At 53.8% G+C, this 16076-nt stretch carries 12 protein-coding genes, 2 pseudogenes and 1 CRISPR repeat array; of the genes and pseudogenes, 4 read left to right on the top strand and 10 right to left on the bottom strand.

Going from position 1 to position 16076, the window contains the following annotated elements; translation table 11 throughout:
- Nucleotides 1-266: 266 nt before the first annotated feature.
- The 6 genes from AC1BI1_RS06250 to AC1BI1_RS06275 all read right to left on the bottom strand — a co-directional run bounded on the left by AC1BI1_RS06250 (nt 267) and on the right by AC1BI1_RS06275 (nt 8733).
- The gene (locus AC1BI1_RS06250) at nt 267-2450 is read right to left on the bottom strand and encodes a YcdB/YcdC domain-containing protein (protein ID WP_476716424.1); all 2184 of its coding nucleotides are present in this window, start codon (nt 2448-2450) and stop codon (nt 267-269) included.
- A gap of 176 nt (nt 2451-2626) precedes the next feature.
- Complete coding sequence (locus AC1BI1_RS06255) at nt 2627-4234, bottom strand: sensor domain-containing diguanylate cyclase/phosphohydrolase (protein ID WP_476716425.1); 1608 nt, start codon at nt 4232-4234, stop codon at nt 2627-2629.
- A 317-nt stretch (nt 4235-4551) separates the two neighbouring features.
- Nucleotides 4552-4728, bottom strand: coding sequence for a hypothetical protein (locus tag AC1BI1_RS06260; RefSeq protein WP_476716426.1), 177 nt, complete (start codon nt 4726-4728; stop codon nt 4552-4554).
- 355 nt (nt 4729-5083) lie between these two features.
- Nucleotides 5084-5905 (bottom strand): GGDEF domain-containing protein, encoded by an 822-nt coding sequence (locus tag AC1BI1_RS06265; protein WP_476716427.1) that lies wholly within the window; start codon nt 5903-5905, stop codon nt 5084-5086.
- Between the two features lie 381 nt (nt 5906-6286).
- Entirely contained in the window at nt 6287-7651 is a 1365-nt protein-coding gene (locus AC1BI1_RS06270; protein ID WP_476716437.1) for an HD domain-containing phosphohydrolase, read from the bottom strand.
- Complete coding sequence (locus AC1BI1_RS06275; RefSeq protein WP_476716428.1) at nt 7621-8733, bottom strand: GAF domain-containing protein; 1113 nt, start codon at nt 8731-8733, stop codon at nt 7621-7623. Before AC1BI1_RS06275 ends, AC1BI1_RS06270 begins: the two co-directional genes overlap by 31 nt.
- A 176-nt stretch (nt 8734-8909) precedes the next feature.
- On the opposite strand from AC1BI1_RS06275, the pseudogene AC1BI1_RS06280 reads away from it, so the two are divergent.
- Nucleotides 8910-9095 (top strand): annotated as a pseudogene (locus AC1BI1_RS06280) (hypothetical protein); the annotation flags it as partial.
- 552 nt (nt 9096-9647) lie between these two features.
- Here the strand turns inward: AC1BI1_RS06280 and AC1BI1_RS06285 are convergent.
- Together AC1BI1_RS06285 and AC1BI1_RS06290 are read right to left on the bottom strand one after the other, a co-directional pair.
- The gene (locus AC1BI1_RS06285) at nt 9648-10100 is read right to left on the bottom strand and encodes a type II toxin-antitoxin system VapC family toxin (protein WP_476716429.1); all 453 of its coding nucleotides are present in this window, start codon (nt 10098-10100) and stop codon (nt 9648-9650) included.
- Entirely contained in the window at nt 10079-10351 is a 273-nt protein-coding gene (locus tag AC1BI1_RS06290) for an AbrB/MazE/SpoVT family DNA-binding domain-containing protein (protein WP_476716438.1), read from the bottom strand. The genes AC1BI1_RS06285 and AC1BI1_RS06290 overlap by 22 nt, the downstream gene beginning before the upstream one ends.
- A gap of 525 nt (nt 10352-10876) precedes the next feature.
- Nucleotides 10877-11306: direct repeats of the CRISPR family, unit length 30 nt; unit sequence GTTTCAATCCCTCATAGGTAGGCTGCAAAC.
- Nucleotides 11307-11461: 155 nt separating this feature from the next.
- On the opposite strand from AC1BI1_RS06290, the gene istA reads away from it, so the two are divergent.
- Nucleotides 11462-12946: an IS21 family transposase gene (gene istA, locus AC1BI1_RS06295; RefSeq protein ID WP_476716439.1), complete on the top strand. Its 1485-nt coding sequence runs from the start codon at nt 11462-11464 to the stop codon at nt 12944-12946.
- Nucleotides 12943-13221 (top strand): ATP-binding protein, encoded by a 279-nt coding sequence (locus tag AC1BI1_RS06300; protein ID WP_476716430.1) that lies wholly within the window; start codon nt 12943-12945, stop codon nt 13219-13221. The genes istA and AC1BI1_RS06300 overlap by 4 nt, the downstream gene beginning before the upstream one ends.
- Before the next feature lie 80 nt (nt 13222-13301).
- Here AC1BI1_RS06300 and AC1BI1_RS06305 read toward each other — a convergent pair whose 3' ends face one another.
- Together AC1BI1_RS06305 and AC1BI1_RS06310 are read right to left on the bottom strand one after the other, a co-directional pair.
- Complete coding sequence (locus AC1BI1_RS06305) at nt 13302-15389, bottom strand: recombinase family protein (RefSeq protein ID WP_476716431.1); 2088 nt, start codon at nt 15387-15389, stop codon at nt 13302-13304.
- The gene (locus tag AC1BI1_RS06310; protein WP_476716432.1) at nt 15386-15760 is read right to left on the bottom strand and encodes a hypothetical protein; all 375 of its coding nucleotides are present in this window, start codon (nt 15758-15760) and stop codon (nt 15386-15388) included. The genes AC1BI1_RS06305 and AC1BI1_RS06310 overlap by 4 nt, the downstream gene beginning before the upstream one ends.
- A 113-nt stretch (nt 15761-15873) precedes the next feature.
- Here AC1BI1_RS06310 and AC1BI1_RS06315 point away from each other — a divergent pair.
- Nucleotides 15874-15999: pseudogene (locus AC1BI1_RS06315) on the top strand (ATP-binding protein); the annotation flags it as partial.
- Nucleotides 16000-16076: the final 77 nt, after the last annotated feature.

Below are 16076 nucleotides of genomic sequence, written 5' to 3' on the forward strand. Positions count from 1 at the left end.
TGGGCAGCCGGTCAAATCAGAGACGATCCCGGGGCGGAAGCTGGGACAAGCAGCTGCGGATCTTGCGAGCTTTCTCGTCCCGTATCAGCGCTTCCTCTAGGGGAATTGCCGCGGGCATCTCCTTAAGGACTCCTCCCTCCCCGCGGTAGTGGCGCCGCTCTTCGCCGGTCTTCGGCCGCCGGCCGATCCTCCACAAGGTAATACAGCCAGCGGTACACCCCGGGATAGTAGGTTTGAAACAGCTCCAGTACTCTTCTTGGAGTGGCCTATCTGGCTGCAGTTAACGTTCGCACCAGGGCGACGGCGGCCTCGGCGCGGGACACCGAATCTGCCGGACGGAAATAGCTGCCGTCCCCTATCAAAATCCCCAGGCCGTAAGCCAGGGCTACATACCCCAGGGAATCGGGGGAAATACTTGGGGCGTCGGCAAAAGGCACTGTGAAGATACCCTTCGCCTGGGCCGCCCGGTCCAGCCCCAGGAAGCGTACCATCAACCGGGCCAGCACCTGGCGGCTGATGGTGCCACTTGGCTGCAGGTTTTCTTTTACCCACCCGAGCTGCCTGGCCCGCTCCAGCACCTGCTCTCCGGTAAGACTGGCAGTTCCCCCAACTCCATCATGGGCGGCGAGCATGGCCCGCAGGAGCTGTACAGCGGTAATCTCTTCACCGGGGTGGAAGGTGTCACCGTATTCCCTAAAGATGCCGGCCTGGCCCAGAAGGGAAATTTCTTTTTCCGCCCAGTGACCGGCAATATCGGTAAAGCGGTAAGGCCGGGGCTGCTGGACCAGCGGTTTCCCCTGCCAGTCCAGGGCCTCCCCGGTCCTGGCATCCATCATGGCTGCTGCCTGGGTGCCCGGCCGCGGTACCGGGCGGTAGACCAGCCGTATTTCTCGCTTTTCACCGGGCCGGTATACTTCAACGTAACTCAACACCAGTGGCTGCCAGGCGAGATACCGGCTCGTGGCCTCCGCCTTATCCAAAACACCCTCCGCCGGCGGGAAGTCCATATCTGACCAGTTAAAGTCATAGGCCGCGATGTCACCTGTGGCCGAATCCACAACTACCTTAAACCCGTTAGCCGGGTAGGCAATGCCGTTTACCACCCGCCGGTACTCGAAGGAGTAGGAAGGCGGCTGTTCCTCTTGCCTGACCGGCACGTAGTAAGGTTTGCGAATGTTGACCAGCCTTACTTGTTGGAAACGCTCCGGCTGGATCTTCCGGAGGAACGCTTCGGCGATCTTTTGCGCTTCTTCTCTGGTCAACCGCCTCTCCTCTTTACCGTTTTGACGGTGCCAGGACTGGTCGCGATGAAAACCTAACAGTTCGCCGGTCACGGCGTTAACCCGGGCGCTCAACCACGCTGGCTGGCGGGTTTCCTTTTCCCCGTTGCTCCAATGGAAGTTCCAGGTGCGCAGGGGCGGATCCTCCCAGTCATCGCTGGCCAGGATGGCGCTGCGCAGGGTCAGACCCTCTGGAATGGCGACCCATTTCCGTACTGCCGCCTCGGCCTGTTGCTGTGGGATGATTCTGGCAGTTTCCTCTATTTCTTTAACCTCCTCGGGAGTGAGCGGAACGGGAGCTGGGGTTTGAGCTTCCCTCTTCTCCCAGTCGAGAGCTCCCATACCCTCCGGTTCTCCCATCCAGCCACCGTCCAGGTTCGCCGGTTTCCCTGTAAAGGCGTCGATAGCGCCGCTGGAGGGATGTTCCAGCCGGTAGACCAGCATCACCGGCACCCTCTGCCCGCGCGCGCTGGAATAGGGGCGGTAGTACTGAAGTTGCAGCATTTCCGCACGTTCGAAGGCTTCCCGCGCTTTTTCAGGAGAAATAGCCTTCCCCGCATCTGGAAACTCTGCTTTGGTCCAGCGGAATTCGTAGCCGGTTACCCTCCCTGTTTCGGTGTCTACAGAAATGGTTACTCCATCCCGGGGGAAGGGGATGCCATTGACCAGCCGCTGCCACCGGAAGTTGTAGGTGGACGCCTTCCAATGCATGAGCGGCAGCAGCTCGCCTGGGCTATCCTCTAGCCTCAGTTCTGCCAGGCGCCCGGGTTGCAGCCGGCCAAGGAGCTCTTGCGCTATTTTGATCGCTTCTTCCCGGGCGATGGCGGGCAATTTGGGCCAGGGCTGGGGTTGTGGTTTGTACTGCCAGAGGTTCATACTGAGGATGTCCCCCGTTCGGGCATCCACCTCGGCGTTCATACTGCCGCCGGGTTCCTTCTCTGCTCTCCAGTTTAGATGCCAAACTTGCCGTTCTTCATCCCGGCTGTAGCTGGAGGAGAACTGGGTGAATTCCTGGGGTACTTCAAAGGCTGCTTTCACCGTCTGAATAGCTTGCTCCAGGGTAACTGTCGGCTTTTCTGCCGCCAGGGCAAGGCCAGGGAGCAACGCCACCATCATTAATAGCAGGGTGAAAACCACCGCCGCTCTCGACGGGTAACTAGCACATTTCATTAAATTTACCTCCTTTTTTGTTCAGCATTTCCAGCGGGGGCACCCACAACTGCCCTTACTCCCCTCCTCTCCCGGATCTCTTCTCCCCCTCTACTTCTGGGTTTAACGTTCAGCAGCGGGGAAAGTCCCCTGTCTTGATAAGCTCTAGTACCACTTTATGCCTTTCCTTTGGAAATTTAACAGGATTCTCGTAATCCTTGTTTCACACCGGCAATCTCTTTTCCTGAAAACAAATTTATAAAGGTCTCCACAAGGTGCGGGTCGAACTGGCTCCCCGCGCACCTCTTCAGCTCCTCCAGGGCTTCCTCATGCGTCAGGGCGCCGCGGTAGGGGCGCTCTGACGTCATGGCATCGTAGGCATCGGCAATGGCCAGGATGCGGCTCAGAAGATGAATCTGGTCTCCCCGCAGCCTCTGGGGATAGCCCCGCCCGTCCCACCGCTCGTGGTGCTGGAGGATATAAGGAGCCACCGGGGCCAGTTCCCCGGAAGAAAGGGCGATGCGGTACCCCACCTCGGGATGACGCTGGATTTCCTTCCTTTCCTCTTCTGTCAAGCGACCCGGCTTTAAGAGAATATGGTCCGGTACCCCCAGCTTGCCGATGTCGTGCACATCCACCAGCAGACGGAGATTGTCCAAATCTTGGCGCGATAGCCCCACCGCTTCTCCCAACAAGCAGGCAATCCCTTTCATGCGTTCCGTATTGTGAATGTCTTTCTCCGCCAGGGCCGCCTTGAGGGCGCGGATCACCGCAGCCCGCAGGTCTTTTCCCCTGGCAAGCTTGTTCATATACATCGCGTCGTCCGCCTCTTTGTACACCTCCCGCAGCGGACGCGAAGCGTCTTCGGCCGTCGCCGCCCCGACGGAGATGCTTAAGGGTAGGTCCGGGTGCTGCGCAGTGTCCCTTTCCGCAGCTTCAATTATGCGCCTGACAACTTCCTCAGCCGTCGTCCGATCCGTTTGAGGCAAGATCACGGCAAACTCGTCTCCGCCAATCCGGGCCACCACGTCCGACCCCCGGACACAGCTCGCAATTACCTTCGCCGCACGGCGCAATAGCTCGTCACCCTGCTCGTGCCCCAGCATATCGTTAACTACTTTTAAGCCGTCGAGGTCGCAAAGAACGAGGCTAACGGGGAAGGAGCGGCTCTTTTCTAACCGCCGCAATTCTTCCTCGACGAAGGCTCGATTGTATAACCCGGTGAGGGCATCGCGCGTGCTCCAGCGCCTCAGTTCCTCTTCCATCCTCTTGCGCTCGCCGATGTCGCGTATGCACTGAACTGCCCCTAAAAGGTTCCCCTTATCGTCGTAAATTGGGGCCACAAGGGTCCAGAAGTGAAGCCCCCTGCCTCCGCAGGCGAAAGGGGCAAAACCTTCGCCGACAAGAATATGGCCCTTCCTCTCGATTTTTTCATACTCCTGTTCCCACTCCTTGCCATTGCCGAGGAAAATATTGACCAGGATGGGCCTCCGTTTGCCGAAAAACGGGACGGCGTAAGCGTATTCGCCCTTGCCCACGATTTCTTCTTTCTTGACGCCTGTCATTTCCTCCATGGCCCGGTTCCACACTAGCACCTTCCCCTCGCGGTCAACGGCAAGGGTGGCGTCGGGAAGGGAATCGACGATTCTTTCGAGAAGGCTCAGCCTCTCCCCTGAGCTTTCCGGCAGAACCCCGCTGCTGTTACTGAACAGAAGTTCCAGAAGCCTTCTGGCCGTCGCAGTTTTCTCCTCCGGCAGAGCGTCCACTAGGCGGTGAAGTTCGTCTCTTCGCTGGCTTGGGTTCATGCGCACCGCCGTCTCCTTTGTGCTTTTTTAGAATATTTTTTTCTTTTTTCACCAAAGAGAATCCTACCCCCCAGACGTCATCTCCTTACCATGGCTATCGTATTCTTTTCCGGCTATGTCCAGCTAACCACCCAGCAAGAACGGTGTCAAGGAGAAATTTGTCGAAAATATTGGCCCTACACGTCGCACTGAGAATTAACAGTGAAGCCTCCCGTCCTAAAAAAGAGGGGGCTTCGTACTGAAGCTTTGCCGGCTATGAATCAATTCATGGGCATCCCGCATAAGCCTCCGGCCCGTAGCCTGGGGCAACAATTGATTTATAGGGGCTCGCGCGGGTTATTCTTTCTCTCCAGCAGCCACACTATCGCGGAAACAAAAAGCCACACCCCAGCCGCCGAGAGGGCCCCCAGGGGGTCTTTCTTAAACACCAGCCAGAACATCACCGTGCCCAGGGCTCCACCGAAAGCAAAACCTAAAAATCCTCTCTTATCCAACGACAATTCACCCCTTTGCCCCGGGTCACACTCCAGCAGGCTGAGTTTAGGGATGAACTCACCGGAAGGGCACGTCTGGTGGCGGCCGTACTCTCCTTAAACAAGCCCGTTGCGCCAGGTTTCCGCCGATAAGGTCAGTAGTGCTGGCCTACTTACCGGGGGCTATAAACTTTCCTAAAAAAACAAACCTGGAAGAGCTAAAGGCTTAGACGCCTGGCTACGGCAGCATCTGACCACTGCCCCCGAGGGGCGCCAGAAATTCGCCACTCCTTTTTCCGCACCGACAGCCCCTTCCGCTAAAATAACTCCCTTCTCCCCTTTACGACCGAAAAAACCTTTTCCGGGTTATTCCGCCTTACAGCAGGATACGGTTTTCGGCCAGAAGGCCAAACGGATAACAGCGGTTCTTCTTTGCTTCTTTTTCGGCATACATGCGCGTGTCAGCAACGGAGAGGAGAGAGCGTGCGTCCCTGCCGTCCTCAGGGTAGTAGGCTACCCCGACCGAAATGCCAACCTCTATACCCCCGGAATAAGGTAGCTCCGTCAGCAAATTTTCTTGGACCCTGGTCCTGAACTTTTCCACCCGCGGCCCCCTCCCTGCAAACAGGAATGCAAACTCGTCTCCCCCGTACCGGGCAGCTATATCCTCTTCACGTGTTGTCTTCTTTAGGGCTCTTGCGGCTGCTCGCAAAACTTCATCCCCTACCTGGTGACCCAGGGTGTCGTTTATCAGCTTCATGTTATCCAGGTCCAGGATGGCCACCGCAAAACTGCTGCCTCTCTTTAACCTGCGATCCAGTTCCCGAAAAAAGGTCCTGCGGTTGTAAAGGCCTGTAAGGGGGTCGGTCTCTGCTTCTTTCTTGAGTGCCAGGGCTACCAGGTGGAATTTTACGGTCAGGAGGTACATGGCCAGTATAGTCACCGCTGTACCGGCGTTCACCAGCACCAGGTCGCCCAGGATCCTTCCCCAGCTTTCCGGAAGACCAAGCTTGGTCCAGTAGGCGCTCAAAAAAGTTCCGGTGCCCATAGTTAATAGGCCTAGCAGCAGCAATTTCTCTGGCCCGCAACCTTTCCGGCCGCGCCTCCAGTACAGGCAAATTCCCATGCCCAGGGCGGATACAAAATATATCACGGTTTTGCAAAGGTCAGAGAGGGCCTTGATCTGTTCTACGTTCACTGGCGAGCGACCACCCCTCTACGTAACTCACAATTAAACGCATAGATTCGATATTTGTACATCCTTTTCCTTCCTTAGTTGAGTTGTTATTTTACTGGAACCACACCAGCAAGGGCATACAATATAGCCCCTGTCTTCCAGTACTCTTCTGAAGGAAAACCGCGTGAGGGGCGAATCTTCCACTAGTAAGATTATCTTCTCCTGGGAGCTTAATAGCATTTTCCTTGACCTCCCCGCTATTGCTGCCCACCCGCCTGTGCGAAAACCTTGTACCTGCAGGCCTGGATTCTTGCAGGATTGAGGCGCGCACCCTGGCGATTTTGCCAGGGCTCATAATCGCAGCGAATCACCCCCGATTGGAACCTTGTGGCTGGCAGCAAGTCAGATTCTGTGACCTTCTTCCTCCAGAATCTTTAGGAACACCTCTACCACCCGCGGGTCGAAATGTTTGCCCGCCTCGTCCTTCACATAGGCGCGCACTTTTTCATGCGGCCAGGCCGGCCGGTAGGGACGGTCTGAACTCAAGGCGTCCCACACGTCCACCACGGCAAAGATGCGCGCCGCCAGGGGGATCTGTTCACCTTTCAGTCCCCGCGGGTAGCCCGTGCCGTCCCACTTCTCGTGGTGGCAGTAAGGGATGTCCAGCGCTAGACGCAGGTAGACAATGGGGGAGAGCATCTCATAGGCGTACTGCGGATGCCGACGCATGATCTCCCACTCCTCCGGGGTAAGCGGACCGGGCTTGAGCAGGATGCTGTCGGGAACGCCCATCTTTCCGATGTCGTGCAGCAAGGCTCCCCTGCGGACGTGTACCAGCTCCTCTTCCTTCATTCCCAGCGCCCGGGCCAGGCGCAGGGTCATCTCCGTGACGCGCCGGCTGTGGCCTTCGGTTTCCTTGTCCCGCAGGTCGAGGGCGCGCGCCCAACCCTCGATGGTGGCGTCGTAGGCCAGGATCAGTTCCAGGTGGGAGCGCTGCAGCTGGTCTACCAGGGCTACGTTGTCAATGGCAATGGCTGCCTGCCCGGCCAGGGTCTCCAGAAACTGCAGCCACTCCCCGTCGGGGTCAACAGGAGACCGGTGGCAGACTTCCAGCACGCCCTGGATCTGCCCCTTGGCGATGAGGGGTACCGCGTAGTAGGTGACGAAACCTTCATCCGCCAGAAGCGGGGCCTGGACCAAGTCGCGCTCGGCCTCCGGCAGGAAAGGAATATGTATGGTACGGCGTTCGAGGGCTGCGCGGCCGGCGTAACCCTCGCCCAGGCGCAGGCGGAGGCGCTGGATAGCCCCTGTGCGAAAGCCGCGCCAGGCGGCGTACTCCAGCATCAGTGTATGTGGGTTAAAGAGCAGGATGGCAGCAGCATCCATGCCTAACTGGGCGGTTATTTCGTCCAGCGCCACGCTGAAGGTGATGCGCAGGTCAAAACTGCCTGCGATGGCCAGGTCGATGTTGCGCAGAGCCTGCACGAGCTTCAGGCGGCGCCGCGTCTCCTCAAAGAGCCGGGCGTTGGTAATGGCCTGGGCGGCCTGATCCGCCAGCCCCTGCAGCAGCGCCAGCTCTTCCGCGGTAAAGTGGCGCACTCCGCCTGTAGTGACGAGGGCCAGAACGCCGATGAGCTGGCCATCCCGCTGCATCCTCGCGCCGACACCAGTGCAAAGATTATAATGGAGGCACAAATCGGCCACGCGCCGGTCAGGGACGGCCCGGAGATCGGAAATTACGACGATGGGCCCCCCTGCAGAATGTATTCTTCGTAAAGGGACCGCGGGAGCGGCTTCATCCGCTCGGCCAGTTCCGGCGGCAAGCCGGAGCCGTCTGCCAGGTTGAGCACATCGCGCCGGTCGTCGTACAGCAGAACGGCAGCCACGGGCACGAGGAGCGCGGCACGAGCTTCTTCGCAAACCACTTTCAGCACGCGGTCCAGGTCGAGCTGGGCGTTGAGGCGGGAGGCGATGCGCAGCAGGGCCTCCGTGCGCGCGGCCTGGTAGCGTATTTCCTCCTCCATCTGCTTACGCTCGGTGACGTCGTTATAGACGGCCACGATTTCGTTGGAGGGAAGCTTATAGACGTAGTATTCTCGCCAGCCTTCCCGGAAGGCGTCCCTGTAGCGGAGAGCCCAGTGGTGTTCCGGTTTCCCCGTTCTCCAGACCCTCCGGAAGACCTCCAGAAGTCCGTACTCCCCAACCCCGGGGAATACCTCGGTCACCCTACGGCCCAGAAGTTCTTCCTTCCTGATGCCTTCTATTAGCTCCGCGGCCCGATTGAAATCCTTGAAGATGAAATTTTCGCCATCGTCTACCGCCTCGTACACTGCCACGCCGCTACCCATGTTGTCGAAGAGGTGTCGGTACCTCTGCTCGCTCTCGCGCCGCTTTTCTTTTGCCTTCAGTGTTTCGATGGCCATTTTAAGCAGGTGGGCCACGGTCTCTGCAAGAGCTATTTCCGTACCGGTCCACGCCCGCGGTTGGGGTGCGGCCACGGCAAGTCCGCCCGTCCGGCCTTCTTGTTGGAGGGAAACGGCAATGGAAGCCCGAATACCCAGGCGTTCCATTACGCCTGCCAGAGGTGCCAGTTCGGGATGGGTCTCTCCGATTTTTTGCCAGTCGGGAACGGCCTGCACGTGGGGGATGCTCAGGCCGGTATAAGCTGCTACCTTCCCGATCTCTGCAACCTCTTGCCCTAGGCCGCGTGTCACCCTGTGGGAATGGAGCCAGATAGTCCCCATTTTCAGGCCCAGTGCCCTAAGCAAGCGGTCGAGGCTGGTTTCTAGAAGTGCGAGGAGTTCCGTAGGGGCTTCCACTGCATTGTCAGCGGCTCTACTAAAATTCAACAAAAACTTTCTCCTTTCAATAATTGGTAGTGCTGATATAAAAGTGTACCACTGTACGCAACAAATAAAAAAGTGCCCACCTGACCAAGACCCTGTACTCTATAATTAGTGACACTTTTTATGGCGTACAGGGGGCTTACACCTCTGCCTACGACTTCAACGGCAACCCGAAGTATGCCTTCCTTTACCTGGAGGGCCTTCGTATCCGCCACGCTTTTCAGTTTGACCCTCTATACGGTGTTAATATTTCCCGCGTCGATCCCTTACCCCACCAGATAGAGGCAGTATACCACTACATACTCAAAAATCCAAGCCTTCGGTTCCTTCTCGCCGACAATCCCGGCGCAGGAAAGACCATAATCTAAATCATTAAGTCCCTCCACAAAAAAGGACGCCCCAAGATTAATTAACTTGGACGCACCCTCTATCCAATCATAAATATTCATTTCTGTCCCTTCAACGTAGCCACCAGTTTGCATATAGAACCTAATCACTGAATATGTATCACTGCCAACTGCCGGATCACAAACAGAACCACCCAGGGAGTTACTTTTGAGGATCCACTTTATCTATTTCCTCCGGCCTCGAAATATTGTCTTGGGGTGCAAATAAGCATGCCATTAATCTAGGTTTCTGCGGGCTTCCTCCAGAGCGTAGCGCGAGGTTAAAAGTTTGATGTTCGCAAAGCGTGCTTGATCCCAAAATTGCAGCAAAGAAGAGCTGCCGTAGGTGACGGAAAAAGCACGTTGGCGTCAAGAAACACTCGGTCCATCTGAAACTCAGGGCGGCGGATCGTGAGGTATTGTCTTCGGACCAAGCCCTATCTTACGCACTTCCTTTACCGCCCAGGCATAGTTTTCCGGGATAACGGCGTTATTTAAGAGGCCAATTCGCGGTGGATGAAAATATAGCCTCTAGATATAATCATCGAGGACGAGTAACTCTGGCACATCAATTTTGGACCAGGATAGATCGTAGCTGATAATTGTCTCACAACCAGTTACTTTAGCTGTGGAGATGATGAGTGCATCGGGAAGACGCAGATTAGTTTTGGCTCTGATTGAAGCAGCCATTCGCGCGATCCGACGCGAGATGAGGATCGCCTTGAGACCGGGAAACTCGCTAAGCAATAGCTTCACCTTTGCTAGAGCTTCTTTGTTATCCCTTTTAAGAGGCCCAACCAGGAGTTCAGCTTCCGTAATTACAGAAATGACTCCTTGTAGCTTCCTTTCTTCCAAAAGACGGAACAAAGGATTTAAGATGGCATCGTAAGGGCTAATACCCTGCAAAAAATAGATTATCGTATTGGTATCAAGTAGTAAGCGCTGAACGTTAGCAATTTTGTTTAAGAAAGCGTTTTGTCCCATGTTTCGCGTTCCTGCCTAACATAGGCGTCGACCTCTTCTGCAGTTCGGCCATAAATATCCTTCAGCGAACCGGCTAGTAATTCTGTGTAACTTGTGATTTTTGGTGAAAGGATAATTTTGTCCCCTTGAACTTCGAGCAATAATTTTTGTCCCGGCCGAATACCAAGCTTTTTATAAATTACGGCAGGCAACGTTATCTGCCGCTTACTGGAAACTTTGACGATGGCCTGTTCCAGTTCATTACCACCAATTAATCTTTATCTTAAAGCTATTATAAAACCAGCAAGTGGTTACGACAATAACTTATCGGGAAAGCAGTTCCTGGAAGTTCTTTGTAATATTTTGGTAGTGATAAAATAAAAAGGAACCACCGTGATAAATAAAAAGGTGTCCACCCCGACCAAAATCCTGTACGCTATACTTAGCCACACTTCACATGGCGTACAGGAGGTTGAAAGGAGGATGATCAGGGTGGACACTAAGGAACGCATTAGAGAACTGTACTTTAAGGAGGGGCACTCCATCCGGGCCATAAGCCGGATGCTGAAGGTAGCCAAGTAAAACTGTTAAGCGGGCTATAGCTGACGCCGAGCCTCCTAAGTACCACCTGACAAAAGAAAGAACTAAACGGGCTATCGGTCCTTTCCTCCCAATCATACACCAGTGGCTCCAAGAAGATCAACTGCGCCCACCCAAACATCGGCACACCTCTAGGCGTATTTTTGAACGTTTAAGGGAGGAATATGGTCGCGAGCGGTACCCGGAGCGAGGTCACCGTTTCAATCCCTCATAGGTAGGCTGCACACTGCTGATCCATCTTTGTGGTACTCCTTTGAGTTTAATGTTTCAATCCCTCATAGGTAGGCTGCAAACGGAGCGGGCTCGTCGGGCCTATGCTCCGGGCTTATCTTGTTTCAATCCCTCATAGGTAGGCTGCAAACAATTAGTATTCACTGCAATGCGATATACTGTTCCAGGTTTCAATCCCTCATAGGTAGGCTGCAAACGGCCGACCCACCATGGAAATACAGGGTGTACGACGTTAGGTTTCAATCCCTCATAGGTAGGCTGCAAACCATCTATGAAGCCGACGGCGAGTGCCAGCGGTGGAGTTTCAATCCCTCATAGGTAGGCTGCAAACCGACTTGACCGCCGACCAAATGGCGGATATAGCCTGTTTCAATCCCTCATAGGTAGGCTGCAAACATATTTTGTGCTTGCACTTACATTATGAACGAACATGTTTCAATCCCTCATAGGTTTAGATCGTAAAATAGAATTGACCCCAGATCGTCAAATAAAACTGACCCACCTTATGATAAAATCTCCCTCGAGAGGGGGAGGCAAAAGAGGTGGTCAGCATGTACAAATGGCAGCGCATCAAGGCAATGTATGCCCAAGGGGTCGGCATCAGGCAAATAGCCAGGACAGTGGGTGTATCCAGGAATACCGTTAGAAAGTACCTCAAAGAATCCCATCCGCCACAGTTTAAAGCCAGGGAGTACGAAAAAGAACTGGATAAATATGAAGAACAAATCAAGGTCATGCTCGATAAAGGATATATTGGGACGAGGATCCACAAAGAACTGGTAGAGAAAGGCTATAACGGCTCATTATCCAGTGTACACCGTTTCCTGCGTTCCATTAAGGGAGAAGATAAGACCGCTAAATTAGCCACCACCCGGGTAGAAACCGGCCCGGGCGAGCAGATGCAGTATGATTGGAAGGAATGGGTGCTACTGGTAGACGGAAAGCCGGTAAAAATATATCTCCACGAAGTGGTGTTATCCTACAGCCGGATGAAATTTTACACTTTCTCCTTAAGCATAACCACTGCCGATGTGATCCGAGCCCTTAGCGAAGCCTTTAAGTTTTTCGGTGGTTATGCTCTGGAGTTAGTGATAGATAACGGCAAGCAAATGGTTATCACCCACCAGAAGGACGGTATCGTCCGGTATAATGACGAGTTTCTGAAATTCTGTGGGCTATATGGCATCCAGCCCTCAGCTTGCGAAAACTACCGTCCCCGGACAAAAGGAAAGGTAGAACGCCCCTTTTACTATGTCCAGGAACAATTGCTGCGTGGTCTGGAAGTGACCAGTTTAAACGAATTTGCCGCCAAGCTCTTTGAATTCCAGGAGGCCTACAACAAAAGACCCCACAGCAAGTTAGGCCGGCCGCCGGAAGAGATGTTTGCCGAAGAAAAAGAGCATCTTTTAAAAATACCTTTTATTGACCCGGCTTTATTACAACATAAAGAACCCCGGAAGGTAAGCAATGACGGTTATATTTCCCATGAAGGCAATCTTTACCCCGTACCCATGCGTTACTGCGCCAGGAAGGTATGGGTAGAAAACATCTATGGCTGGCACATGAAAGTGTATGACGAAGCAGGGGTGTTGGTAGCGGAGTTCGACCTTGACCTTAAAAAACAAACCGTTCGTCCCCTTCACCCCGAACACGAAGCTATCAACCGTCAATATCAGGAAAAGAAAACCAAGGTTCGTTCCGCCCTGGCCGGGAAGTTTATTAGCACTTTTGGGGAAGAGGGCCAAAGGTATCTGGAAGGATTGAGCGAACAGACCGGAGCCAACCTGTACTGGCACCTATCAGAAATCTTAAGCTATCAAAACATATATACCAATGAAGATATTGCGGCGGCCATAAAAGAATGCCTGAAAATCGGTTCTTATCACAAAAACAGTATTAAAAGGCTCTTAGAGAGGAATGAAATGGCCCCGCTTTCTTTGGCTAATGAGGCGGCAAATTTAAATGTGCCGGCGAGTAAAATCAAACGTGACCTTTCCTGTTATGCCCTGGAAGAAAGCGAGGCGGCAGTTTCATGAGCAACAAGCTAACCGGTTACCTGGAAAGCCAGATGCAGGCCTTAAAACTAAAAGGGATGCTCGCTCACTACCAGGAGGTAACAGAGAAGGCTTCGCAAAACAACCTCTCTTATACAGAATACCTCTCCCTCCTCTTTGAAGAGGAATTAAAAAGGAAAAATGAAGGCACGGTCAAGACTAAAATCAATAAAGCGCGTTTTCCCTTCATTAAAACACTGGAGGAATTCGACTTTAGCTTTCAACCGTCATTACGGGAAAAAGAAATATCGCTTTAAGCTCCCTGGATTTTGTGGAGAAAAAGGAAAATGTGACCTTCCTGGGTCCGCCCGATCCAACGACATAATGCCCCTCCTTGCTACATGCTTGGGAAATCTAGCTTTATTTGATGCGGATCTTCTGGTAGCGGAGACCGCCTACCTGCTTTTATGGCTGAAACCGCGGATTTCACTTCTTCAGTGTCCAAATCTTCCTTTCTTATCATCCAAGGCGCATAGGCAATAATTTGTTTCCCTGGAATTGTCCCTGCCGAAAGCAACCGCCGGACCGACATGGGGCTAATCCCCAGGTATTCGGCGGCCTGGGCCATGTTTAGCCAGCCAGTCCGGGCCTGTTCTTCCGAGGAATAGGGAGGAATACCGTGGTAGTTCCTTAGCGTCCGTACCCGGCCTTCGGTCCAGGTGTTATCCTTACCTGTCTTAAGCTTTAGCCGGTTAAGGATCCGCGCAACCTCTCTATCGGAAGCCACGTGAGCCAGGTCCCGCACCAGTTCAACAACCTCCCGGCTGGTGGAATGTTGATGCTGGCCGGTGCGGTTTTTCTTGACTTTAAGGGTGGTATGGTATCCTCCGGCCCAGTGAATAACGACATCAATGAAGGCTTGTTCTTCATCTACATCCACCATGATTTCCTCGATGAGGGTACGGACGATCCGTTTCTTCAGGGCTTTGTCGGTGCCGGGGTCGTGCCACACCCGAGGAAAATCTTCGGCTAAGGCGAGGAGATAAGCGAACTCTTCTGGATCAGGACAAGGTTGGGGAGCTTTCTTTAGTTCTGTTTTAAGGCGCTCTACTTCTTCTAACGCCAGGTTCCACCGACGTTCCAATTCCGCTGCCACCAGCCTGTTCTCCGGCTCGGTAGCGTTGTACTGCCGAAAAGCCCTTTCCGCTTCATATTCGGCCTGGGTCAGGGCTAGTTCCATGGCCCGGCGGTGTTCGGTTTCACTGCTGTAAAGCTCCTCCTGACGGGCCAAAGTGGCCCTTATGGCTTCCGGTTTAATGGCCTTTAATACTTCTTGTTCTATGGCCCGGTCTAAAGCCAATCCGCCAAAGGAAAGACACTTGGCGGTTCCATACTTGATAGCCGCCCCACGGCAGGAATACCGGGGCACGTTCCCCTGGCTGCCCGAATAGGTTACGTGCAATTTCCGGCCGCAGCGGCGGCAGCGCAACAGGCCGGCCAAAAGACTTTTTCCCTTACGAGCAGGTCCCCGGCTGCCCGTACCCCTCATGCCAGCATTCTCCTGTATCTGCTTTTGGTTTCTTCCGTAAGTGGCCAGGGTAATATACCCTTCATGGTGGTCGGGTATAAATACCTCCCACTCCTCCTGCGGAACCCGGTGACTCCGTAATTTTATGGCCTGACCTTCCACCGTACGAACCACGGTTTGGGTACGGCCGTAGGCATATACCCCCGCATAGATTGGATTTTGCAATATGTGGAGCACTGTATTGTAAACGGGCAGCCTCCATTGGGTCTCGGGACCCTCCAACCCATACTGGACAACCGGAAGGGAGATGCCCTCCTGCCTAAACCAGAGGAGAACCTGGCGTGCGCTGCCGTACTCGGCGGATTTGGTAAAGACGAGCTTAATTGCTTGTTGTACCCGCAGGTCAGGGTCCTTTTCTAAACGGTTGTCCCGGGTGCGAACATAGCCAGCAGGAACCGTAGTAAGAAGTTCTCCTCGCCGGGCCATACCTTTTAAAGCTTCCAGCGCCCGCTGGCGGATCAAACCCAGTTCAAATTCGCTCATGGTTCCTTTTAAGCCCAGGAGCAGCCGGTCATTCAAAAGACGAGGGTCGTAAACCCCATCATGGTCAATAATGAGGGTCCCCACCAGGGAACAGATGTCTACTAGTTGCGCCCAGTCGCGGTTATTGCGGGCTAAGCGGGAGGCTTCCAGGCAAAAGACAGCCCCCACTTCTTTCATGGAAACCTCGGCTACAAGCCTTAAAAACCCTGTCCTGTTATGCGAGGAAGCACCGGAACGCCCCAGGTCTTCATCAATAATCTCCACCTCTGTCCAGCCCATTTCATAGGCGGTATCCCTTAGAGCATACTGGCGCCGCTGGCTTTCCAGGTTGTTACGTACCTGTTCCATGGAGGATTGACGGATATATACCACTGCCCGGCGGATTAAATGCTCAGAGGTGATTTTCGGGTTCATCCGTTTTCACCTCCCTCTGGGCCCGCCGGAACAGCTCCATTACCATCCGAGTGCACAGTACCAGAGCTTTCTCCTGTACCTTTGGTGGCAACTGATCCCAGATCCCTTCTTTCCCGAATAGAAACACCTGTTGGTATGTGGCTTCTTTCTTCTTCACTACCTTCTCCTTCAACCGTAGCTCTCTTAGAAGAACTTCGGGAAAAACTGGGGTTTTCCTGCCCAGGGTGCAAAATATTCCATAAGGCTATAAGAGAATTAAGGGAGACCAGGGGTGTACCTATAACCTCCAGGCCTTGGCATATCTCTGCATTGGCCATCCAGGCCGGAAGGTGGGTGAAGGTACCATCCGAAAGTTGTACCACGTAATACAAAGTACCTTGTTCCTTGTGATGCCGGTATACCTTGAGTTCCTGCCCAAAAAGTGGGTGCCAGGGGTAGTAAACCTTTATATCTCCAAGATAGTGTGCAGTATGTGACTGCTTCGCCCGGAGTAGGTAAGACCCACTTAGCAGTAGCCCTGGGCATTAAAGCCTGCATGGCCAAATATCGAGTAGTATTTATTACGGCCCAGAAGCTCTTAGAAGAATTAAGCCTAAGCCTAAGGGACGGTTAAGGTGGACCCCTTTGTCAAGACACGAATTTAAAAATTTTAAGCGTGGAAAGATAAACCTAATTTGGTTAATAGTA

This window comes from Thermanaeromonas sp. DSM 22490 (assembly GCF_056378755.1).